Below are 21,408 nucleotides of genomic sequence, written 5' to 3'. Positions count from 1 at the left end.
CCGGGCGGTTTCGCACTCCGTCCGATTGGCCGGGGCATGACATACTTCTCGCCGAAGTCGCGTCGCAGACATATTTCACCCATGGTCCGAACTTCGATAAAAGCCATTTTCGCAATTATAAACATAAGCTTGCATGGCGAAGACAACGCACCGTCCAGCACCGGCCGTCGCCGCATTGCAGTCCTGTCTGCACCTGTGGTTCAGTTGGCTGGTGCCACCTGCGTTTGGACCGGTTCGAAAAGAAGCCGGACGTAGGACCGAAGCAGCAGCAGCTGTTCCGCAAGGATCTGCGGCTGCCCGACGGCCTTTGACAGCACGATGCCGCCTTCGACCGTGTTGGAGATCATGTCGGCCAAGGACCGCAGGTCCACATCATCGCGCGGCGGATAGGTTGCCGCGATCTCTTCGAGCATCTTGAGAAATCTTGCGCGCCAGATAAGCACGGCATTCCGGTTCAGCTCCCGCACGTCGCGGTCAAACATGCGCTCAGAATAGGTGAAGGTCGCGACCAAGCACCCGGGATGCCCGTTCGGCAGGTCCGCCATCATCTCGGACAGCAGCTTCAACCCGATCAGGAAGGAATGCAGCGGGTCCCCGTGCAATTCGCGCGCACGACCGAAGACCTCGTCCAGCAGTGCCTCCTCGGTGTCGAGGTAGCGTTGCAGCAACGCGCGCGCGAGCTCATTCTTGTCGCGGAAATGATAGAAAAACCCGTTCTTCGAAATGCCGGCCTCGGAGATGATTTCCTCGATCGAGGTGGCGCCGAAGCCCTTGGCGAGAACGCCCGCCTCGGCGATGTCGAGCAGCCGCTCGCGCGTGCTGGGCCTGGTCTGCGCCATGTTCGTCCTCCACATCCTACTGCACCAGAAGTGCAGTTTTGCCGGTCCAAAAGAATTCGGGCCCAGACGCCCACGGTGCAGCGCATTGAATTAATTTGTAATTTTTCCATAGCCTGACTGGACCACCGGAATTCTATCCTTGCGGGCCGCTAAGGTCCATTCCTTGACCAGTCGCTTCGATCCCCGGGGCGACGCTTTGCACAAGGATCGATGCAATGCACCACACTTCCCCTCTTTTCCTGCCCGGCTCCTATCTGGCCACACCTTCCGCGATGGTCGTTGGCGTCTTCGAAGCACTCCAGGCCTCGGGTCAATACGCCTCGGAAGGCCGCAACCTCCTGCGGGACGAGCGCGCCGCCGCTTTCTCTCCCGACGGCCGCGTCATTCACGGATCAAGATAGCCGTTCCGCAAGCGGCGCGTAGCGCCCTTCCGGACCTGAAAGGACAGACTCCATGATAACCGCCAAACATCTGACCCGCGACATTCCCGTTCGACGTTTCATCGACATGTTTCTGGCCGAGCATCGGTGTCGCCAGCAGCAAGGCCTCGAAGAGACCCTGCGACGCGAGCTTCCTCCCCATATTCTGCGCGACATCGACCTTTCCGATGAGCCGCCGGTCGCCGGAATCCGCCGATAGGAGCACTACCATGACATACCACGACATCCCGCCGAGAGTGCCGGGCCTGACCTGGCTGACCGAAGGCGGCATCGAGACCGAGATCATGTACAAATGGGGTTACGAATTGCCCCACTTCGCCATGTTCCCTCTGCTGGAGGACCCGAAGGCGGCTGAGACCATACGCGGCATGTACCGCCGGTATCTCGACGTGGCCGCACGCCACGGCATGGCAGCGCTGATCGGTGGCTTTGATTACCGCGCCAGCGCCGATTGGGGCGCGCTGCTCGGCTACTCGGCCGAAGGACTGGCCGACGCCAATGTCGGTGCCATCGACTTCCTGCGGCAGATGGCGCGGGAATACGATGGCCAGATCGCGGATGCCCGGCTGGTCGGTTATCTTGGACCGCGCGGCGATGCCTACAGCCTGAACCGGACGATGACAGAGGCGGAGGCCGAGGATTACCATGCGGTGCAACTCGAAACGCTGAAGCGGGCCGGCGCCGACATTGCCTGGGCCGTGACTTTCAATAACCCGGCCGAAGCCCGCGGCGTGACGCGGGCGGCGCGTGCCCTCGACATGCCGCTGGCGTTGTCCTTTTCCCTGGGTTCGAATTCACGGCTGGCCACTGGCGCGAGCCTGCAGGAGACCATCGAGGCTATCGAACGGGACAGCGACGGGTACCCGGCGTTCTACGCACTGAACTGTTCGCATCCGATGGAGTTCGAACCCGCCCTCACGCCCGGCGGCTGGCAGGATCGGCTGCGCTGCATCCGGCCCAATGCCGCCAAGATGGACAAGATCGCGCTCTGCAAGCTTGGCCATCTTGAGGAGGGCGACCCGGAGGAATTGGGCCGGCAGATGGCGGATGTAGCGCGGCGCTTTCCGAAGATGGACATATGGGGCGGGTGCTGCGGGACCTGCGACACCCATCTCGACCAGATCGCAGCGCGTCTGAAAGAAGTCCGAGTGGAGGAAGCGGCATGACCCCCGATTTGACCGACGAGATCGATGTCGGCGCCCTGCGCGCCGACACGCCCTCTTGCGCCGGCGTGATCCATCTCAACAACGCCGGGGCCTCGCCCAGCCCGGACCCCGTGCACCAGGCGGTGACCGCCCATCTGGACCTCGAACGCCGCATCGGTGGCTATGCTGCAGCCGAAGCCGCAGCCGAGGCGCTGGCGGCTTTTTATGACGAGACCGCGGGTCTTCTGAACGCCGCTCCGGACGAGATCGCCTTTGTCGAGAACGCGACTCGCGCATGGGACATGGCCTTCCACGCGCTGCCGTGGGCGGAGGGTGACCGCGTGCTTACCCACGGGGCTGCCGAATACGCCTCGAACATGCTGGCTTTCCTGCAGGTGGCGCAGCGGCGCGGGATCGTCGTGGATCAGGCCCCGTCGGACGAGACTGGACAGGTGGATGTTGCCGCGCTCGAGGCGATGATCGGCCCGCGCACCCGGCTGATCGCGCTGACCCATGTGCCCACCCATTGCGGCCTCGTGAATCCGGCCGAGGCCGTGGGCGCGTTGGCCCGGCGTCACGGCATTCCCTACCTGCTGGACGCCTGCCAGTCCGTTGGGCAGATCCCGATAGACGTACAGCGGATCGGGTGCGACATGCTCTCGGCGACCGGCCGGAAATTCCTGCGCGGTCCGCGCGGCACCGGGTTTCTCTATGTTCGCCGCGACTTTGCTGAAACGCTCGATCCGCCGATGATCGATCTCGTCGCGGCGCGGTGGTCGGGTGCGGGTCACTACGATCTCGCACCTGGCGCCCGCCGTTTCGAAACCTTCGAACGCCATGTCGCGGGGCAGATCGGCCTTGGAAGAGCAATTCGCTACGCCCGGGCTGTCGGCATTGACCGCATCGCGCAGCGCATCGGGGGTTTGGCGGACACCCTCCGCACCCGTCTGTCGGAAATGTCGGGCGTAAGGCTGCACGATCCGGGGGATCGAAGGTGCGGGATCGTGAGCTTCCACTGCACCTTCGAACCGGCGGATGCCACCGTGGCGCGCCTGGCCGAGCGACGGATCATGGCCTCCGTGTCGCGTGTCGAGATGGCCCGGACGGATTTCGAGGCGAATGGTCTGGAGGCCTTGGTCCGCCTGTCCGTGCATTCCTTCAACACGGAGAGGGAGATCAATCAGACCGTCGATGCCATGAGACGCTGACAGGCGCAAAGCAATTGGACTACGAGCCTGAAATGATGCTTTCGGATGGCTGTTATCGGCCATTCATTACCAGGCCTGTTTCGCTGGACGCTCGAAAGTTATGTGGCACCGTGTCGTCAGACTGGCCTCCAAGCCAACCATCGCCGCGCTTCAGTCAAAGGTCCGTTGTACACTACAAAGTTGACCATCACGGCGTGACGTCCCTCGAATTTTAATGCGCGCAAAAAGGTTAATAAAATGGATTGGCTTATTCGTCGGATTTGATAGCGTGGGAATATCAACTTAAGGTAGAGTTATTTCAACAGCACTTTCTACGGGGTGTCCCGATGAAGACCTGTTTTCAAAGACTGATTATCCTCTGTTGCCTCGCCAGCCTGCCGGTCGCAACTGCCGCGCAGGAGGCCGACGGGCCGGTGGTGCTGACCACAACCGTCAGCGTGCAGGAAATCCGCCCCACCTTTCAGCACCCTGCCCGCATAGAGGCGATCCAGACCCATTCGGTCCGCCCCTTCATCCGGTCCCGCATCACCGCGATCCATTTCACTGCCGGTGAAGTCGTCGAGAAAGGCGACCTTCTGGCGGAACTGGATACGACGGATTTCGACATCGCGGTGGCCGAGGCCGAGGCCAATCTGAAGGAAACCAAGGCCAATGCGCTCAAGGTTTCGCTTGATCTGGACCGGGCGCAGAGACTGGTGACAAGCAATACCGTGTCCCAGCGCGAGCTTGAGTATGCCGAAGCTCAGGCGGATGTGAGCGACGCCGAGGTCGCAATCGCCGAGTCCAAGCTGGAACGGGCGAGGAATGATCTGGCCGAAACCCGGATAAACGCGCCTTTTGCCGGGCGGATATCGGCCCCGAACTATTCGGTGGGCGATATCATCGGCCCGTCCGACCCGACCCTGCCTGCGCCGCTTGCCGATATCGTTTCACTCGACCCGATCTATGCGGTGGGTGCGGTCGATCAGGCCAACTATTTTGAGTTCCTTGCCAAACGGCTGGAATTGAGCGAACGCGGTGCAAGCATACCGCCGCTCGAGCTGCACATCATCCTGCCCGGCGGCTCGGTTTACCCGCATGCCGGCACCTTTGAGAACTGGGACAACACGGCCACCGCCAGCACCGGTACAATTTCAGCGCGTATCGTCTTTCCCAATCCCGATGGGGCTCTGCTCCCCGGGGAAAACGTGACGATCCGGGGGTCGGTGATCGATCCGATCAACGCGCCCTTGGTGCCTCAGCGGGCGGTCAGTTTCGACCAGATCGGGCATTTCGTTTGGGTCGTCGGTGGGGATGGCGGAGTCGCCAGGCGCAATGTGACCCTTGGCATCCGGCACGAAGCGTCATGGACGGTGCCGGACGGGCTGTCAGAGGGCGATGTGGTTGTCGTCGAGGGGCTACAAAAGATGCGCCCGGGTCTTGTCGTCACGCCGAAACCGTTCGAAGGCTGACCAGCGCGAAAAGGGAAGACACGAGATGGGACCATCCTTTTTCATCCGCCGCCCCAAGTTTGCCTTTGTCATTTCGATGCTGATCACACTGTTTGGGTTACTCGCCCTTCAGGTGATGCCGATTGACCAATACCCGGACATTACCGCGCCCAAGGTCGTAGTGCGGGCCAACTACCCCGGTGCCGATGCCCAGACGGTGATCGACACGGTTGGCGCGCCGATCGAGGATCAGGTCAACGGGGCCGAGGGCATGGTCTATATGTCCTCGAAATCAGCAAGCGACGGCAGCTATACGCTGACCATCACCTTTGAGGTGGGCGTGGACGCGGATCTGGCGCAGGTCGATGTGCAGAACCGCGTGGCGCTGGCTGAACCAGGCCTGCCTGCCGAGGTGCGCCAGCGCGGCGTAAAGGTGCGAAAACGAAACCCCGACATCCTGATGGTGGTGAATATCGTGTCGCCGGATGACAGGTATGACGGTGTTTTCCTGTCCAACTACGCCTCGATCAACGTGGCCGGTGACCTTGGCCGCCTGCCCGGCGTCAGCGCGGCCGAGATCATCGGCGCGCTGGATTACGGGTTGCGGGCCTGGCTTGATCCGGTGGCGATGGCCAACCGCAACCTGACAGTCAATGACATCGTTGCCGCGATCAAGGAACAGAACGTGCAAGCGGCGGTGGGGCAGCTGGGCGCCGCCCCCGCGCCCGAGGAAACCCAGTTTCAATATGTGCTGACCGCGCGAGGGCGGGTGCAGAACCCCGAAGAATTTGGCGATATCGTGCTGCGCGCGGATGAGTCAGGGTCCATCGTGAGACTACGTGACGTGGCCCGGATTGAACTTGGGGCCTTTGCCTACAAGGGCTATGGCGAATTCAACAACGGCCCCGGTGTGCTGCTCGCGATCTACAAGCTGGGCGAGGCCAATTCGCTTGCGGTGGCCGAAGCGGTGAAATCGCGGATGGAGGAGCTGAAGGTCAATTTTCCCGAAGGCGTGGATTATGTCGTCGGGCATGACACCACGCTGTTCATCGAAGCCTCGCTCGAGGAGACGGTGATCACGATGATCTTTACCATCGGTCTGGTGATCCTCGTGACCTATATCTTTCTCGGCACGATCCGCGCGACGCTTATCCCGACCATTGCGGTGCCGGTGTCGATTATCGGCACGCTGGCCGTGCTTTACGCGTTCGGGATGACGATCAACACGGTAACGCTCTTTGCGTTGATCCTTGCGATTGCCATCGTGGTCGATGACGCGATCATCGTGGTGGAAAACGTCGAGCGTATCCTGCATGAAAACCACGACCTGACCCCGGCCGAAGCCACGAAAATGGCGATGGATGAAGTGGCCGGGCCGATTGTCGCGACCTCCATGGTGCTGGTGGCGGTCTTCGGGCCCACGTTGCTTTTGCCGGGGATCACCGGGCGCATGTTTGCGCAATTCGGGGCCACGCTGACGGTGTCGGTGCTAATTTCAATGGTCAACGCGCTGACGCTCAGCCCCGCGCTGGCCTCGGTGCTGATGAAACCGGGAATGAAGCCGAATATCGTCATCCGGCAGTTCAACCGCGGCTTTGACTGGATCACCCGGCAGTACGTGGCGCTGGTCGATTTCCTGACCCGATACCTCGTGGTCGCGATGCTCTGCGTGATCGGGCTGTTCGCGGCGCTTTATTATCTTTTCACCACCGCGCCATCGAGTTTCATCCCCACGGAGGACAAGGGGTTTTTCATCGTGGATGTGCAATTACCGGGAGGGGCGTCGCTTAATCGGACCGAAGTGGTGATGGACCGGCTGACCGAAATTCTTGGCGAGGATGAAAACATCGAAAACGTCCTGTCGGTGAACGGTTATTCGATCCTGAACACCGCCCTGCAATCGAACACCGGCATGATCATCGCCAAGCTGAAGCCGTGGGAGGAACGCGAGGAACCGGAACAGAACCAGCTGTTCCTGCAACAGAAATACCAGCAGATGTTCGCGGCCATGCCCGAGGCGCAGGTGATCGTGTTCGGCGCGCCCGCCATTCCGGGTCTGGGGACCGTGCAGGGCTTTTCCTTTGTGCTGGAAGACACGCAGGGACGCGGACCCGAAGAGCTGAACGCGGCGCTTGGCGGTCTGCTCGCCCCGGCGAATGCGACCGATGAGATCCTGCGGGCCTTTTCGACCTTCAAGGTGGATTCACCGCAGATGAACCTGCAGATGGACCGGGAAAGGGCCAAGACGCTGGGCGTCAATATCTCGGATATTTTCCTGACATTACAGACCCAGCTTGGCGCGCTTTACGTGAACGATTTCAATATGTTCGGGAAGTCTTATCGCGTAATGCTTCAGGCGGACGCGCCATTCAGGCAGAACGAGCGCGCGCTTGATCTCTTGTACCTGCGCAACCGCAGTGGTGACCTTGTGCCGATCAGCACCATCGTGACGGCGGAACCGTCATTCGGGCCGGATGTGCTTTATCGCTATAACACCTACAACTCGGCCACGATCACAGGTGTCGCCAATACCGGCGGCGGCTTCAGCAGTGGCGCGGCGATGGACCGGATGGAGGAAGTCGCCGTAGGCGCGATGCCGCCCGGGTTCCGGTTCGAATGGACGGATTCATCTTTCGAAGAGCGCAAATCGGGTAATGCCATTCCCATCGCGCTGGGGCTGTCGCTGATCTTTACCTTCCTCTTCCTCGCCGCGCTTTACGAAAGCTTTCTGACGCCTATCGCGGTGCTGCTGACCGTGCCTTTCGCCATCCTCGGGGCGCTGATCGCACTGCGGATCGCGGGCCAGCCGGTGAGTCTTTACGGGCAGATCGGGTTGCTGATGCTGATCGCGTTGGCCGCCAAGACGGCGATCCTGATCGTCGAATTCGCGAAACAGCAGCGTGAAAGCGCCGGGCTGAGCCTGCATGAGTCCGCCATGCAGGCGGCGCGGCTGCGGTTCCGTCCGGTGATGATGACCGTTCTGGCCTTTGCGGTCGGGGTCTACCCGCTGGTGATCGCAAGCGGTGCCGGGGCGGCTAGCCGCGTGTCGCTGGGGATCGCGGTCTTTGGCGGGTCCATCGCGGCGGCGGTGGCAGGCACCATCTTTGGGCCGGTGTTCTATCGGCTCATGCAAGGGTTGCGCGAGCGTATCCACGGCGGGGTGACAGCCCCGCAGTAAAGCTGCGCCCCCGGCTTTCAGAGACGCAGCGGGTTCCTGTCAGATGCCGTGCAACATCTTGACTTCAAGGTAATCTTCGAGCCCCGGCAGACCGCCCTCGCGCCCGTTGCCCGAGCTCTTGTAGCCGCCAAAGGGGCTGCCGTAGTTCACGCCCGCCCCGTTCAGGTGGACGTTCCCGGCGCGGAGCTGGCGCATCACACGGCGCGCGCGTACCATGTCATTGGTCTGGAGATAGGCGGCCAGCCCGTAATCGGTGTCATTGGCCAATTGAATTGCCTCTTCCTCGGTATCGAAGGGCATCATCGAAATGACGGGGCCAAAGATCTCCTCGCGCCAGACGCGCATTTCCGGGGTACAATCGGCAAAGATCGTCGGACGCGCCCAGTGCCCGGCATTCATGCCATCGGGCTTGCCCGCGCCGCCGGTGACCAGACGTGCGCCTTCGGCGATGCCCGCCTCGATCAGCGCCTGAACCCGGTCCCATTGCAGGGCCGAGACCAGCGGGCCGATATGGTCGCCCTCTTGCGTCGGGTCGCCGACCTCGGTTGCCGCCGCCGTTTTGCCCGCGATCTTGACCGCCTTGTCATAGACCGAGCGCTCGACCAGCATCCGGGTCGGTGCGTCGCAGCTTTGGCCGGTGTTGTTCATCACTTCGAGAACACCGCCCGCGACGCGCTCTTCCAGGTCGCAATCGGCAAAGATGATGTTCGGGCTTTTGCCGCCCAGTTCTAGCGTCACCCGCTTGACTGTCGGCGCGGCGTCTATGGTCACCGCCGTGCCTGCGCGGGTGGAGCCGGTAAAGGACATCATCGCTATATCGGGATGTTTCGACATGGCCGAGCCGACCTCGGGGCCATCGCCGTTCACAAGGTTGAAGACACCGGGGGGGAAGCCTGCCTCATCCATCATCTCGGCCCAGAGCAGCGCGTTCAGCGGCGTGTTTTCTGACGGTTTCAGCACGCAGGTACAGCCCGTCAGCAGTGCCGGGATGACCTTGAGCGCGATCTGGTTCATCGGCCAGTTCCACGGCGTGATCAGCCCGACAACACCGATGGGTTCGCGGCTGAGCGTATCGCCGTTGGCGAGCTTTTCTTCCCAGATGACCTCGACCAGCGCATCGAGGAAACCACGCGTGTGGCCCGAGCCGGTATCGGCCTGCTGTTCGCGGCTCATGGTGATGGGCGCGCCAAGTTCGGCGGTGATGGTCTGGGCCATTTCCTCGAACCGGCGGTCGTAGATATCGAGAAATTTCTCGACCAGCGCGCGGCGTTCGGCAACCGGGGTCATCGACCAGCTTTCAAAGGCCCGGGATGCAGCGGCGACGGCCTTGTCCACATCGGCGGCGCTGCCAAGGCTTATGGTCGCGATCTCTTCGCCAGTGGCGGGGTTTTCAACCGGATGCGGGCGCGGGGTGACCGGCGCAACCCATTCCCCGTCGATATAGAATTTCAGGTGATCCATCATAGTCCCTTGCTTTCCAGCCAGTTGCGGATGATCTCGCGGTGGCGTTCGCCGTCATATGAGGCGAAATGCCCGCCATGCACAACACGAACCGGCAGGTCCAGCAGCCGTTTCATCGAAGCGACATAATCCTCGGCATTCGCGTGGTAGGTGTCTTCGATCAGAGGGCCGTCATAGACGATATCGCCTGAAAACAGGATGCCCGTGGCCTCCTCCCACAGCGCGATGCCGCCGGGGCTGTGGCCGGGTGTGTGGATCACCTCGAAGCTGCGATCGCCAAGATCGATCCGGTCGCGATCCTGCAGGATGCGCGTCGCCGGGGCGGATTTAACCGCGTAACGCGCGCTTTCATAAGGTTCCGGCGGGAGGGTCGTGAAAATCTCATCCGTCACATAAGGGTCGGCGAGCGTGGCCGCGCGTGTCGGGTCGGCAAGAATTGCAGCTTCGGCCTCGTGACAGCTGCGGCAGTCGAATTCATGATGACAGCCGATGTGGTCGAAATGGGTGTGGCTTGCGACCGCCTCGAGCGGGCGTTCGGTGACCAGCGGCACCCATGTGCGCAGGCTGACCACACCCATGCCGCTATCGACCAGCATATCGCCATCGCGACCCCGGACGTGCCAGATGTTGCAGCGGTAGAATTCCTCGATATGCGGCTCGTCGATCAGGGTTATGCCATCGCCCTTGGTCTGCAGTCGATACCAGTCTTGTGGCTGAGCGCGGTTCATGCGGCCTCCTCGGCGATCAGAACGGGGGAATTGCCATAAAGATGCACCTGATCTCCGGTTTGGAGCCGGGTGCCCTGCGGCAGGTTGGCGGTCAGGATCATCTCGGGGGCGGTGACAGGGCGGAAATGGCAGCGCAGGTGCGACCCAAAGAACGCCATGTCCTGCAGCACGGCCTGCCCGAGGTCGAGCTGACCGGAGAGGCCGACGTTTTCCGGGCGCAGGCAGAGCGTACCGTTTGTCGGTTCAAGCTTCAGCGCCCCAAGCGGGCTGTCGACCCCCTGCCCGGTCTTGCGCACCTGAAGCGTGTTGATTTCACCCATGAAATTCGCGGTGAACAAGGTGCGCGGCGTCAGGTAGACCTCCTCCGGCGTACCGCAATGTTCGATCCGGCCCTGGTTCATCACGACGATCCGGTCGGCGATGGCCATAGCCTCTTCCTGATCGTGGGTGACGTGGACAAAGGTGGTGCCGACCTTGCGCTGGATCGCCTTGAGTTCGTCCTGCATCTGGCGGCGCAGTTTGAGGTCGAGCGCGCCGAGCGGTTCATCAAGCAGCAGAAGATCGGGCGAAACCGCCAGCGCCCGGGCAAGGGCGACCCGCTGGCGCTGACCACCAGAGAGTTCATGCGGGCGGCGTTTGGCCTGATCGGCCAGCCCGACCATATCGAGCATTTCCCGCGCCTTTGCATTGCGCTCGCGGCGGGACATGCCGCGCATACGCAGGCCAAAGGCCACATTGTCGAGCAGCGACATATGGGGAAACAGCGCATAGTCCTGAAACATCGTGGTCGTCGGGCGGGCGCGCGGCACGACCCCGGCCATGTCCTTGCCACCTATTTTGACGGTGCCTGCGGTCGGGCTGAGGAACCCGCCGAGGATCGACAAAAGCGTGGTCTTGCCGCAGCCCGAGGGGCCAAGCAGGACGACGAATTCGCCCGCCTCGATATTCAGGTCGATTTCATGCAGGGCGGTGAAATCGCCGAATTCCTGGCGCACGCCGGTGATGGATACGTCAGCCGTCATTTTCCGACCTTTCTGAACAGGGTAAGTTCGAGCAGCACAACCACGGCCACCGAGACAAGGAAGACCAGCGAGCCGACCGCGTTTGTCGCGGGCGACAGGCCCGAGCGCAGCATCGACCAGATTTCGACCGGCAGGGTGACGTCGAACCGGGTCAGCAGGAATGCGATGATGAATTCATCCCAGCTGAAGGTGAAGGCGAGGAAGAACGCCGCACCCAGCGCCGGGGCCAGCATCGGGGCCGAGACCAGCGCCAGCACCTGCCACTCCTTTGCGCCAAGGTCGCGCGCGGCCCGCAGGGCGTTGCGCTGATGCTCGCCCATCGCGGCATAAAGGATCGCGAAACAGAGCGGCAGGTTGATGACCACATGTCCGATGCCTGTTGCCAGCAGCGAGGGCCGGATGCCGATGTTGTTAAAGTAGTTCAACAGCCCCAGCGCGATGATCAGGTAGCTGACCGTCATCGGCGCGATCAGCAGCGCCCGCATCAGCGTCGATCCCGGGAGGACCACCCGGGCCAGGCCCGATGCCGCGAGAAAGCCGAGCAACAGCGCCACCAGCGAGGAAATCGCCGCGACCAGAAGCGAGTTGAACAGCGCCGCCATCAGATCGCGGTCGCTGGTGATGTCAGCGTACCATTTCAGCGTTGGTCCATTGAACGGCGGCACGGGCAAGCGACCGTCCTGAAAGGAGAAAACCACCAGAACACCGACGGGCAGCAGGATGAAGACGAAACAGGCGACAAGGTAGATCCACGACAGATAGCGCATCAGACACGATCCATTCTGAGCCAGCGCGCGCAGCCCGCATAGGCCAGCGTCACGATGGCCATAAGCACCACCGACAGGGCCGAGGCCATCGGGAAATCGCCGCGTCGCCCTAGTTGCAGCATGATGAGCTGCGGCATGGTCAGTTCGTTATTGCCGCCAAGGATTTGCGGGGTGATGTAATCACCGATGCAGAGCACAAAGGTCAGGAAGGCACCGGTGATGACGCCCGGCAGGGTCAACGGGATCACCACCAGACGGATGGTCTGCCATGCAGAGGCGCCGAGGTCCTGCGCCGCGCGCATGTAGTTGGGCGAGAGCTGGACGAGGTTCGCGTAGATCGTGAGGGTCAGCAGCATCACGAAGAAATGCACGAAACCAATGACTGTCGCGGACCGGGTCGCCATGATCTGGATCGGTTCGGCAAGCAGCCCGATGCCAGTGAGGAAATCCATCACCACGCCCTTTTGCCCCAGCACCAGCGCCCATGCGTAGGAGCGCACGACGTAGGAGGTCCAGAACGGCAGCACCGCGAGCATCAGCGCAAGCCTCTGCCACCTTTTCGGCACGCGCATGGCGATGATCCACGCCAGCGGCCATGCGAGCAGAACGGAAATCACCGTGACGGTCAGCGTGATCTCAAGCGAAACGACAATGCCGCGAAACAGCGAGTCGTCGGTGAATATCTTGATATAGTTACCGAAATCGGGACCGGGCACGATATCGCGCCCTTCCATGTGGGAAAAGCTGAGCCAGACCATCGCCGCAAAGGGGATGAGAAAGAACGCCAGCGTCCAAAGCAGTGCGGGAGCCACAAGCGTGGCCCCCACCTTCTTTTCATGTGCTTCGATGCGCATGGATCAGTTCTGGATCATATCGGTCCAGAGGTCCTGCATCGCCGAGTCGAGATCGGCATCCGGTACCGGGTAGAGCTGGGCGCGCTCGAGATAGGTTGCCTGATCGTCCCAGCGCAGAACTGCCTTTTCATCGTCGCTGAGAACATCGGCGGTCTTGGAGTTGGCGGGCATCCCCCAGTAGCATTCCGAGGTCGCCAAACGCGCCTGACCTTCGGGCGAGGTCACGTATTTCACGAACTCGACGGCCATATCCTTGTTTTCGCTGTCTTTCAGCACGACGAGAGACTGGCTCCAGAGCAGGCCGCCCTCTTCGGGGATGGTCCAGTCGAGATCCGGATTGTCGGCATTCAGCACGGCGGTCAGCCATTCGCCACCGCCGACGAGGATGTCGACTTCATCAGTGGCGAGAGAAGTCTGGCTGGCGACAACGTCCGAGACCTGGCGCGACGCGGCCTTGAGGCTCATGAGCGGCTCACGCAGTGTTTCGAGGTTGTCGGCGTTGAGATCGGCCGTATCGACGCCCTGTGCCATGCCGACGAGTCCGATGACCGGCAGGTAGTAGTCATAGATCGCGATGCGACCGTCATACTTGCCCGACCACAGCGCCTTCATCGATTCCATATCGGCGGGATCGACATTGGCCTTATTGTAAGCGATTGTGTTGTAACCGAATTTCTCAGTCACCCCATAGGTGACACCATCGACGGTGTTGTTGTCCTCAAGCACGATTTGCGGGAAGTAATCACCGGTGTGCATTTCTTCGACCGGGAGCGGTTCGGCAAGGTCGCGTTCGACCAGACGGCCCACGTCGACACCGTCGATCACCATCACGTCCCAGTCGCCCGGACGGCTTTGTTCCAGCAGCGCAAGACCGGCGGCGGTGCCTTCGTATTCCTTGACGTTGACCCGGATTCCATGTGCCTCTTCAAAGGGTTCGAGGAGTTTCGGATCGGCGTGGTCGCACCAGATCAGCGCGTTCAGATCCTCGGCGGCCAGCGACGGTGTGGCGGCCAGCGTCAGCGCGGCGACGGTCAGGGCGGTGGTAGATTTGAGGTACATTTAGGCAGCTCCCGGTTGTTTGAAACGCTTTACACGCGCTTACTGAAGAAAAAAGTTGAACTGGTTCAGTTTTGTAGTCAACACTAATTTTTCAAACACAAGGACAAGCCTATGGCCGGGTTGAGAGAAAAACAGAAAGCTGATCGTCGCAGACGCATTCTCACCGCCTCGAGCCTACTTTTTAAGCAGAGCGGGTATCAGGAAGTTCATATCAACCAGATTGCCGAATGCGCGGAAGTTTCAGTTGGCACCTTCTATAACTACTTCAAAACAAAAGCAGACCTGTTGCTGTCAACGGTCAGCATGGAGGTGGAGGAAGTGCTTCAGCAAGGTGATTCCATCCTGAAGGATCCGCCCGAAGACCCGGTCGAGGCGCTGATGGCGCTCACCCGCCTTTATTATGACCACTCGCTTGTCTACCTTAGCAAGGAAATGTGGCGCACCGCGATGGCGGCGGCCATTCAGGAAGGCCAGTCGCCGTTTTCGATCCGGTACCGCGAGCTGGACAAGGGGTTGTGTGCGCAGGTCTGCGGATTGCTGGAGGTCTTGCAGGAGAACGGCCGTCTGAGCGCCGATATGGATACCCGCGCGATGGGCGAAGTGATTTTCAACAATCTGAACGCCATGTTCACCGAGTATTCAATCGACGAAACCTTTACCCTGGATGAACTGAAAGACCGGGTGCTGCGCCAGACCCGCGCCGTGGTGCAGCCGCTGATCGGGGCCGCGTAAAGGCGGAAAAACGGGGGGCACAACCTGTACACCCCCTGTACACCCCCCGTACATCAGAGGGGTGCCATTTCGACGAACCTGCCGACCGGTTAACCGGCTTTGAATGCCCCGGCGAAACGGTCGCGGAGCAGGTTCTTTTGCACCTTGCCCATCGTGTTGCGCGGCAGTTCGTCGACCAGTTCGATCACCTTGGGCTGCTTGAATTTGGCAAGACGGTCGCCCAGATCGGCGCGGATCGCGTCGGCGTCCGGGGTCTTGCCCGGCTGCGCGACGAGGACGGCGACGACGCCTTCGCCGAAATCCGGATGCGGCACGCCGATGACGGCGGATTCCAGAACGCCGGGCTGTTCGTCGAGGATCAGTTCGACCTCTTTCGGGTAGATGTTGTAGCCGCCGGAGATGATCAGATCCTTGGCGCGGCCAACGATCTGCACATAGCCGTCATCGTCAAGCTGTCCGATGTCACCGGTAATAAAGAAACCATCCTCGCGCAGTTCGGCGGCGGTTTTTTCCGGCATCTGCCAGTAACCCTGAAAAACGTTCGGACCGCGCACCTCGATGATACCGGCCTCGCCGTCGGGCAGTGTTTCACCGGTTTCGGGATCGGTGATCTTGAGTTCGACCCCCGGCAGCGGAAAGCCCACCGTCCCGGCGCGGCGGTCGCCGTCGTAAGGGTTCGAGGTGTTCATGTTGGTTTCCGTCATGCCGTAGCGTTCAAGGATGCGGTGACCGGTGCGGGCCTCGAAAGCGCAGTGGGTTTCCGCGAGAAGCGGCGCCGAGCCGGAGGTGAAAAGACGCATGCCCTTGCAGAGATCGCGGTCGAACCGGTCGTCGCCAAGCAGCCGGGTGTAGAAAGTCGGCACGCCCATCAGCGAGGTCGACTGCGGCAGGAATTTCAGCACGGCATCCAAATCGAACTTCGGCAGGAAGATCATGGACCCCTGCGCGGCCAGCATCACGTTCGAGGCCACGAAAAGCCCGTGGGTATGAAAGATGGGCAGCGCGTGCAGCAGCACGTCATCCGCCGTAAATCGCCATTCCTGCGTCAGGATCAGCGCGTTGGAAAGAAGGTTGTCCTGGCTGAGCATCGCGCCCTTGGACCGACCCGTTGTGCCCGAGGTGTAAAGCAGCGCGGCGAGGTCATTTTCGGCACGATCCACAGGATCGAAACTGTCGGGCTGGTTGGCGGCCGCATCGGTCAGGCTGCCCTGCCCCTTGGCGTCGAGCGTCAGCACCGGCACGCCCCCGGCGATGCCCTGAACCTCGGCCTGATCGGCGGGGTCGCAGATCACCGCGCCGGCCTCGCTGTCAGAGATGAAATAGGCGAGTTCGTCTGCCTTGTAGCCGGTGTTGAGCGGCAGAAAAACCACCCCGGCCATGACGCAGGCCCCGTAGAGCGCAAGCGCCTCGGGCGATTTTTCAACCTGAACCGCGAGACGGTCACCCGGTTTCAGACCGGCACCAACCAGCGCGTTGGCTTGTTGCGCGGCCATTTTTAGAAAGGCATCCCCCGAAATCTGCTGGCCGTCGGCCAGTGTCAGGAAGGCCGTCCCGCGCCCTTGCAGAGGGGCGAAGAGCCGGTCGAATAATGGGTTTGGCAATTCTCTTATCTCCCTTCAGGCCGCTGCGGCCGTCTTGACCAGCGCGCGGACCGACTTGCTTGCCACAACTTCCTTATGCGCGGCGAAACGTTCGTGGTTCTCGGCGAAGCTTTCGGCCTCGTAGCGGTAATTCACCATGGCGCCCCGGCTTTCCGACATGCCCTTTTCCGATGTATCCGCCCCGGCATGGACGGCATGGACATAGGCCCCGTTGCCAAGGTGGAACCGGGCCACCGGGTCATAGGGCATGCCATCGGGTCGCTTGGCGGTCAACAGGAAACGCGCGGCCAGCGCCTGCAATTCGCCCTCGTCAAGCTTGCCGGCGTCGATGCCTTCCTCCTTCATCCAGCGGCTGAGTGTCGGGATCGGCGAGAGCGTGACAAAGGTGGTGATATTGGGCAGTTCCGCCGCCAGATCCTCGGCCACCTGTTTGATCAGCGAGTTGCCAAAGGAGATCCCGGCAAGGCCCGACTGGCAATTGGAGATCGAGTAGAAAACGGCAGTGTCGGCCTCTTCCGCGGCGAGCGCGTCGCGGTCTTCGGCCAGCAGGCGCTGGACCGAACCGGGGATCCCCTTGGTCAGTGCGACCTCGACAAAGATCAGCGGCTCATCCGGCATGGCAGGGTGGAAGAACGCGAAACAGCGCCGGTCCGAGGGTTCGACACGGCGGCGCAGGTCCTGCCAAGAATGGATCGCGTGGACGGCTTCGTATTCGATGATTTTTTCTAGGATATGGGCCGGGCTTTCCCAGTTGATCCGACGCAGGACCAGGAAACCACGATTGAACCAAGAGGCGAAAAGATGCTGGAAATCCAGATCGATACGGGCCCGGGGGTCGTTGCGCGGGATCAGCCGCAAAAGATCGCTGCGCATTTCGACAAGCTGCGTGGTCGCCCCGGGCACGCGGTTGAGACGGCGCGCCAGTTCCTGACGGGTCGGTTCCGCCGATCTGAGGAATTCGCCGTAAGTTTTGGCATCCGGTTCGGATTCGAAGGCATCGAGCGCGGCGCGCAAGCGGGGAATGTCGACCCCGAGCGCGCCCGAGATATGGTCGAAGAAGGCCAGCTTGCCGTCATCGTCCAGCGCGCCGTAGCGGTCGAGGATCTGCGCCGCCGTAGTCATGCCCGAAATCTCGCCGTGTCCCGAGAGCAGGTCGGCGATCAGCGCCTCGGTGCTGCGGCTGTCGTTCTTGGACAGAAGCTGCCGCCTCGTATTGCGGGAAAACACGCTGGTCAGGACATCGGAAAAAAGGCTCACAGCGCTACCCCCATGACGGCTTCGGGCAGCCAGGTGGCCAGACCCGGGAAAAGACACATCAATACGATAGCAAGGATCATGCAGCCGACGAAGGGCATGGAGCCCCAGAGCACCTGTTTGAGCGAAATATCGGGGGCGATGCCGTTGATGACGTAAAGATTGAGCCCGACCGGTGGCGTGATCAGCCCGATTTCCATGTTGATCGTCACGATCACCGCAAACCAATAGGGGTCGAACCCGGCCGAGGTGATGATCGGCAGCAGAATCGGGGCCGACATCAGGATCACAGCCACCGGCGGCAGGAAGAACCCGGCGACCAGCAGGAAGAGGTTGATGACCGCCATCAGCACCCAACGATTGACCTCGAGCGCGGCGATCCATTGGGCCACCGACTGGGTGACGAACAGCGAGGACAGCATGAAGCTGAACACGCCGGCCGCGCCGATGATAAACAGGATCATGACGCTTTCACGAGTGCTGTCGCGCAGGACGACCCAGAGATCGCGCCCGTTGAACATCCGGTAGATCACGATGGCCGCGAAGATGCAGAGCAGCGCGCCTACGGCGGCGGTTTCGGAGGGCGTGGCAATGCCGCCGTAAAGCGCATAGAGCACGCCAGCAATGATCGCGAGAAAGGGCAGAACGCGAGGCAAGATCTCGATCCGCTGACGCCATGTGTAGCTGGCCGAGGCAAGCGCCGCGCTTGCCGCGCCGCGACGCCAGGTGTCGAAGATCGCCCATAGGATAAAGAGCAGCGTCAGCAGCAGCCCCGGGAGGACGCCCGCAAGGAACAGCCGCCCGATCGAGGTTTCGGTGGCGATGCCGTAGACGATCATGGTGACCGAGGGCGGGATCAGGATGCCGAGCGTGCCGCCCGCCGCGATGGACCCGGCAGCGACCTCGGGCGGATAGCCGCGGCGGCGCATCTCGGGGATGCCCATCTTGCCGATGGCGGCGCAGGTGGCCGGGCTTGATCCGGACATGGCGGCGAACAGCGCGCAGGCGCCGAGGTTCGACACGACAAGACCGCCGGGCACCTTGGTGAGCCAGCGCTCCAGCGCCTCGTAGAGGTCCGGGCCCGCGCGGGTCGACGCGATGGCCGCCCCCATGATGATGAACATCGGGATCGAGAGCAGCGCAAAGCTGTTGAGTTCGGCGTAGAACAGCTCTGGCAGCGCGGTGAGCGAACGCGACCCGTCGAAGATCCACAGGAACAGCGTGGCGACGATAAGCAGGCCAACTGCGACTGAAACGCCGGAAAACAGGACGATGACGGTGGCCAGTGCCACCAGAAGACCGAGAGTCAGAGGCTCCATCAGTCGGGGCTCCGTTCAGGATGAGGTTCCGGGAGGGCCTGAGGCGCGCCGAAGGCAGCGAACCAGAGATCGGCCAGCAATTGCAGCAGATAGAGCCCAAAACCGAGCGGAACCGACAGGTAGGTGATCCAGAGCGGGAAGGCCCAGACCGATTCAGATTTCCAGCCGCGCGCCCATGCGAGATGGAACATTTCCCAGCCATACCAGAGCATTGCGCCCGTCATGGCGATGGTGGCCAGCATCACGAGCACCGCGAGGATGCGGCGGCCCAGCGGCGGCAGCATCTGCGGCAGCAGATCGACCCCTACGTGGCCGCGCAGCTTCTGGACATAGGGCAGACCCAGCAGCGTGGCACCGATCATCAGGTAGATCACAGCTTCGGTCTGCCAGATCGTTGACACGCCCATGACACCCCGCATGAAGATCATGTGGCAGGTGATCAGCACCGAGGCGAGGATCATCACGGCGGCGAGCACACCGAAAATTGTGGAAAGAGCTTCGATGGCGCGCAGGGCCAGCGGCGGTTGGTCACCGGTGCGCCCATCCCGCGCACCGGTTTCCGCGCCCGCGCGCGCATTGGCGGCAGGCGACTTGTTCATTCGACAGACAGCGCCATGTCGAGCAGGTCCTGACCGCCCTCGACCGAGCCCGCAAAGGACGGGTACGAAGTTTCCTTGGCCAGTTCACGCCATGCGTCGAAATCCTCGGACGTCATCTCGGCGATTTCGACACCGGCATCGGCAAAGGCCTTTGTGGTGATCGCGTCGCCTTCCTTGGCCTGTTCGAGATACCAGGTTTCCGCCTTGGCCGAGGCTTCGGTCAGCGCGGTCTGCTGTTCGGCAGAGAGGTTATCGAAGGTGGTTTTGTTGATCAGCAGCGGCTGGTACATGAACCAGAGCGCGGTATCGCCCGCCGGGGTGTAGCATTGCAGCTGTTCGTAAAGACGATAGCTGAGGAAGCTTTCCGACGAGGTATTGGCCGCGTCAAGCACGCCGGTCTGAAGCGCGGAATAGACCTCGGACGAGGCCATGGAGCTGATCGAGGCCCCTGCCCCTGCAAGCATTTCCTCAAAGGATTTGCCCGCCGCGCGGATCGTCACGCCCTGCACATCCGCGGGTTTGGTGATGCAGCCCTTGTTAGAGCCGAACCCCCCGGCCAGATAGCCATGCACCAGCGTTTTCACGTCATCGCCGGCCATGATTTCTTCGATCTGATCCATGAAAGGAGAGGCCGAGAGACGCGCGCCATGTTCGTGGTTCTTCACGAGGCCGGGCATCAGGGTGAGGTTATAGGCCGGTTGCTGGCCGCCCGCATAGGATAGCGGGAAAATCGTCATGTCGAGCTGGCCCCGGCTAAGCGGGGTATATTGCTCGCGCGCCTTGAACAGGGTCTGGTTCGGAAAAATCTGGATTTCCAGATCGACACCGGCGGCGGCCACATCATCGGCCACCATCTGCGCGACCTTGTGGCGGACATCGCCTTCGGACCATTGATGCGAAAGTTTCAGTTTCTCCGCAAAGGCACCGGTGGCAGCGCCCATTGCGGCAATGACGGCGAGGGTGCTCGCCGCAAGAAAACGTCTGGTCATGTTATCTCCTCCCAGGGTGCCGTTCTCCTCCTGGCACCCGATCCACTAATGAGGCAGGCTATTGCGTACCTTGTCAACCTTTTCGTATACAAGACGCATGAGATTGGATATCGAGCCCACCGAACCGCGCAGCCGCTCGGATCAGATTGCACAGATACTTGAGGATCAGATCCTCACGGGGCGCTTTTCTCCGGGCACCCGGCTGGACGAGGCGAGCCTTGCGGAAGAGCACAATGTATCGCGCACCCCGATCCGCGAAGCCTTTCACAGGCTGGCTCAATCCGGGTTGGTGGTGCAGCAGCCGCGCCGGGGAGTTTTCGTGCGAATCAGCTCGCCGGTGGAAATCCTCGAGATGTTCGAAGTCATGGCCGAGCTGGAAGCCGTCTGCGGGCGGCTTGCGGCGAAACGGGCCACGGAAGCCGCGATCAAAGAGCTGCGCGAGGTGAACGCGGAATGCCATGCGGCCTGCGATACGGGGGATATCGACCGGTATTACCTCAAGAACGGCGTGTTCCATCACCTGATCTATGCGCTGTCGGGCAACCGGTTCCTTGAACAGGAAGCGTCGCGCCTGCACCGGCGGCTGAAACCCTACCGCCGCATGCAGTTGTTCCTGCGCGGGCGGTTGCAGCAGTCGATGGATGAACACGAAGCCATCGTCGAGGCGATTTCAGCCGGGACGCCCGAGCGCGCCGCCGAACTGCTGCGCGACCACGTGGCGGTTCAGGGCGAGAAATTTCACCATGTCATGTCGCATCTTGAGCAACAGGGCTGAAACCGGAT

Annotated in this window: 20 protein-coding genes; 8 read left to right on the top strand and 12 right to left on the bottom strand. The window is 61.7% G+C overall.

Translation table 11 applies throughout. The annotated features are described in order from the left end of the window. Positions 1-200: 200 nt before the first annotated feature. Positions 201-839, bottom strand: a complete 639-nt coding sequence (locus ACU0FH_RS23445; RefSeq protein ID WP_446197112.1) for a TetR/AcrR family transcriptional regulator — start codon at positions 837-839, stop codon at positions 201-203. 215 nt (positions 840-1,054) lie between these two features. On the opposite strand from ACU0FH_RS23445, the gene ACU0FH_RS23440 reads away from it, so the two are divergent. The 6 genes from ACU0FH_RS23440 (at position 1,055) to ACU0FH_RS23415 (ending at position 8,240) form a co-directional block, all read left to right on the top strand. Then, a complete protein-coding gene (locus ACU0FH_RS23440) occupies positions 1,055-1,240 on the top strand; it encodes a hypothetical protein (RefSeq protein ID WP_446197111.1) in 186 nt (61 codons plus the stop codon). A gap of 52 nt (positions 1,241-1,292) precedes the next feature. After that, positions 1,293-1,478, top strand: coding sequence for a hypothetical protein (locus tag ACU0FH_RS23435; protein ID WP_446197110.1), 186 nt, complete (start codon positions 1,293-1,295; stop codon positions 1,476-1,478). Positions 1,479-1,488: 10 nt separating this feature from the next. After that, positions 1,489-2,445: a homocysteine S-methyltransferase family protein gene (locus ACU0FH_RS23430; protein ID WP_446197109.1), complete on the top strand. Its 957-nt coding sequence runs from the start codon at positions 1,489-1,491 to the stop codon at positions 2,443-2,445. Then, positions 2,442-3,632 carry an aminotransferase class V-fold PLP-dependent enzyme gene (locus tag ACU0FH_RS23425; protein WP_446197108.1) on the top strand — a complete coding sequence of 397 codons (1,191 nt, stop codon included), beginning with the start codon at positions 2,442-2,444 and terminating at the stop codon, positions 3,630-3,632. The genes ACU0FH_RS23430 and ACU0FH_RS23425 overlap by 4 nt, the downstream gene beginning before the upstream one ends. A 326-nt stretch (positions 3,633-3,958) precedes the next feature. Further along, positions 3,959-5,083 carry an efflux RND transporter periplasmic adaptor subunit gene (locus ACU0FH_RS23420; RefSeq protein WP_446197107.1) on the top strand — a complete coding sequence of 375 codons (1,125 nt, stop codon included), beginning with the start codon at positions 3,959-3,961 and terminating at the stop codon, positions 5,081-5,083. 25 nt (positions 5,084-5,108) lie between these two features. Beyond that, positions 5,109-8,240, top strand: a complete 3,132-nt coding sequence (locus ACU0FH_RS23415; RefSeq protein WP_446197106.1) for an efflux RND transporter permease subunit — start codon at positions 5,109-5,111, stop codon at positions 8,238-8,240. Positions 8,241-8,279: 39 nt separating this feature from the next. Here the strand turns inward: ACU0FH_RS23415 and ACU0FH_RS23410 are convergent, their stop codons facing one another. The 6 genes from ACU0FH_RS23410 to ACU0FH_RS23385 are packed head-to-tail and all read right to left on the bottom strand — an operon-like array spanning position 8,280 to position 14,131. Next, positions 8,280-9,701 carry an aldehyde dehydrogenase family protein gene (locus ACU0FH_RS23410; protein ID WP_446197275.1) on the bottom strand — a complete coding sequence of 474 codons (1,422 nt, stop codon included), beginning with the start codon at positions 9,699-9,701 and terminating at the stop codon, positions 8,280-8,282. Next, the gene (locus tag ACU0FH_RS23405) at positions 9,701-10,429 is read right to left on the bottom strand and encodes an MBL fold metallo-hydrolase (RefSeq protein ID WP_446197105.1); all 729 of its coding nucleotides are present in this window, start codon (positions 10,427-10,429) and stop codon (positions 9,701-9,703) included. Before ACU0FH_RS23405 ends, ACU0FH_RS23410 begins: the two co-directional genes overlap by 1 nt. Continuing rightward, positions 10,426-11,451, bottom strand: coding sequence for an ABC transporter ATP-binding protein (locus ACU0FH_RS23400; RefSeq protein ID WP_446197104.1), 1,026 nt, complete (start codon positions 11,449-11,451; stop codon positions 10,426-10,428). Before ACU0FH_RS23400 ends, ACU0FH_RS23405 begins: the two co-directional genes overlap by 4 nt. After that, positions 11,448-12,218, bottom strand: coding sequence for an ABC transporter permease (locus ACU0FH_RS23395; RefSeq protein WP_446197103.1), 771 nt, complete (start codon positions 12,216-12,218; stop codon positions 11,448-11,450). Before ACU0FH_RS23395 ends, ACU0FH_RS23400 begins: the two co-directional genes overlap by 4 nt. Then, the gene (locus ACU0FH_RS23390) at positions 12,218-13,072 is read right to left on the bottom strand and encodes an ABC transporter permease (protein ID WP_088634631.1); all 855 of its coding nucleotides are present in this window, start codon (positions 13,070-13,072) and stop codon (positions 12,218-12,220) included. The genes ACU0FH_RS23395 and ACU0FH_RS23390 overlap by 1 nt, the downstream gene beginning before the upstream one ends. Before the next feature lie 3 nt (positions 13,073-13,075). After that, positions 13,076-14,131, bottom strand: coding sequence for a polyamine ABC transporter substrate-binding protein (locus ACU0FH_RS23385; RefSeq protein ID WP_446197102.1), 1,056 nt, complete (start codon positions 14,129-14,131; stop codon positions 13,076-13,078). Positions 14,132-14,242: 111 nt separating this feature from the next. Here ACU0FH_RS23385 and ACU0FH_RS23380 point away from each other — a divergent pair, with 111 nt between their 5' ends. Beyond that, positions 14,243-14,863: a TetR/AcrR family transcriptional regulator gene (locus tag ACU0FH_RS23380; protein WP_446197101.1), complete on the top strand. Its 621-nt coding sequence runs from the start codon at positions 14,243-14,245 to the stop codon at positions 14,861-14,863. Between the two features lie 89 nt (positions 14,864-14,952). Here the strand turns inward: ACU0FH_RS23380 and ACU0FH_RS23375 are convergent, their stop codons facing one another. The 5 genes from ACU0FH_RS23375 to dctP are packed head-to-tail and all read right to left on the bottom strand — an operon-like array spanning position 14,953 to position 20,625. Further along, complete coding sequence (locus ACU0FH_RS23375) at positions 14,953-16,464, bottom strand: malonate--CoA ligase (protein WP_446197100.1); 1,512 nt, start codon at positions 16,462-16,464, stop codon at positions 14,953-14,955. Between the two features lie 15 nt (positions 16,465-16,479). Further along, positions 16,480-17,721 (bottom strand): malonyl-CoA decarboxylase, encoded by a 1,242-nt coding sequence (locus tag ACU0FH_RS23370; RefSeq protein ID WP_446197099.1) that lies wholly within the window; start codon positions 17,719-17,721, stop codon positions 16,480-16,482. Beyond that, complete coding sequence (locus tag ACU0FH_RS23365; RefSeq protein WP_446197098.1) at positions 17,718-19,037, bottom strand: TRAP transporter large permease; 1,320 nt, start codon at positions 19,035-19,037, stop codon at positions 17,718-17,720. The genes ACU0FH_RS23370 and ACU0FH_RS23365 overlap by 4 nt, the downstream gene beginning before the upstream one ends. Further along, entirely contained in the window at positions 19,037-19,636 is a 600-nt protein-coding gene (locus ACU0FH_RS23360) for a TRAP transporter small permease (protein ID WP_446197097.1), read from the bottom strand. The genes ACU0FH_RS23365 and ACU0FH_RS23360 overlap by 1 nt, the downstream gene beginning before the upstream one ends. Further along, positions 19,633-20,625: a TRAP transporter substrate-binding protein DctP gene (gene dctP, locus ACU0FH_RS23355; protein ID WP_446197096.1), complete on the bottom strand. Its 993-nt coding sequence runs from the start codon at positions 20,623-20,625 to the stop codon at positions 19,633-19,635. The genes ACU0FH_RS23360 and dctP overlap by 4 nt, the downstream gene beginning before the upstream one ends. Positions 20,626-20,722: 97 nt before the next feature. Here dctP and ACU0FH_RS23350 point away from each other — a divergent pair, with 97 nt between their 5' ends. Beyond that, positions 20,723-21,400, top strand: a complete 678-nt coding sequence (locus ACU0FH_RS23350; protein ID WP_446197095.1) for a GntR family transcriptional regulator — start codon at positions 20,723-20,725, stop codon at positions 21,398-21,400. The last annotated feature ends 8 nt before the right edge of the window (positions 21,401-21,408 follow it).

Source organism: Heliomarina sp., from assembly GCF_052826185.1.
Note: the sequence above shows the minus strand (reverse complement) of the source record. Positions and strands in the feature narration are given on the sequence as shown.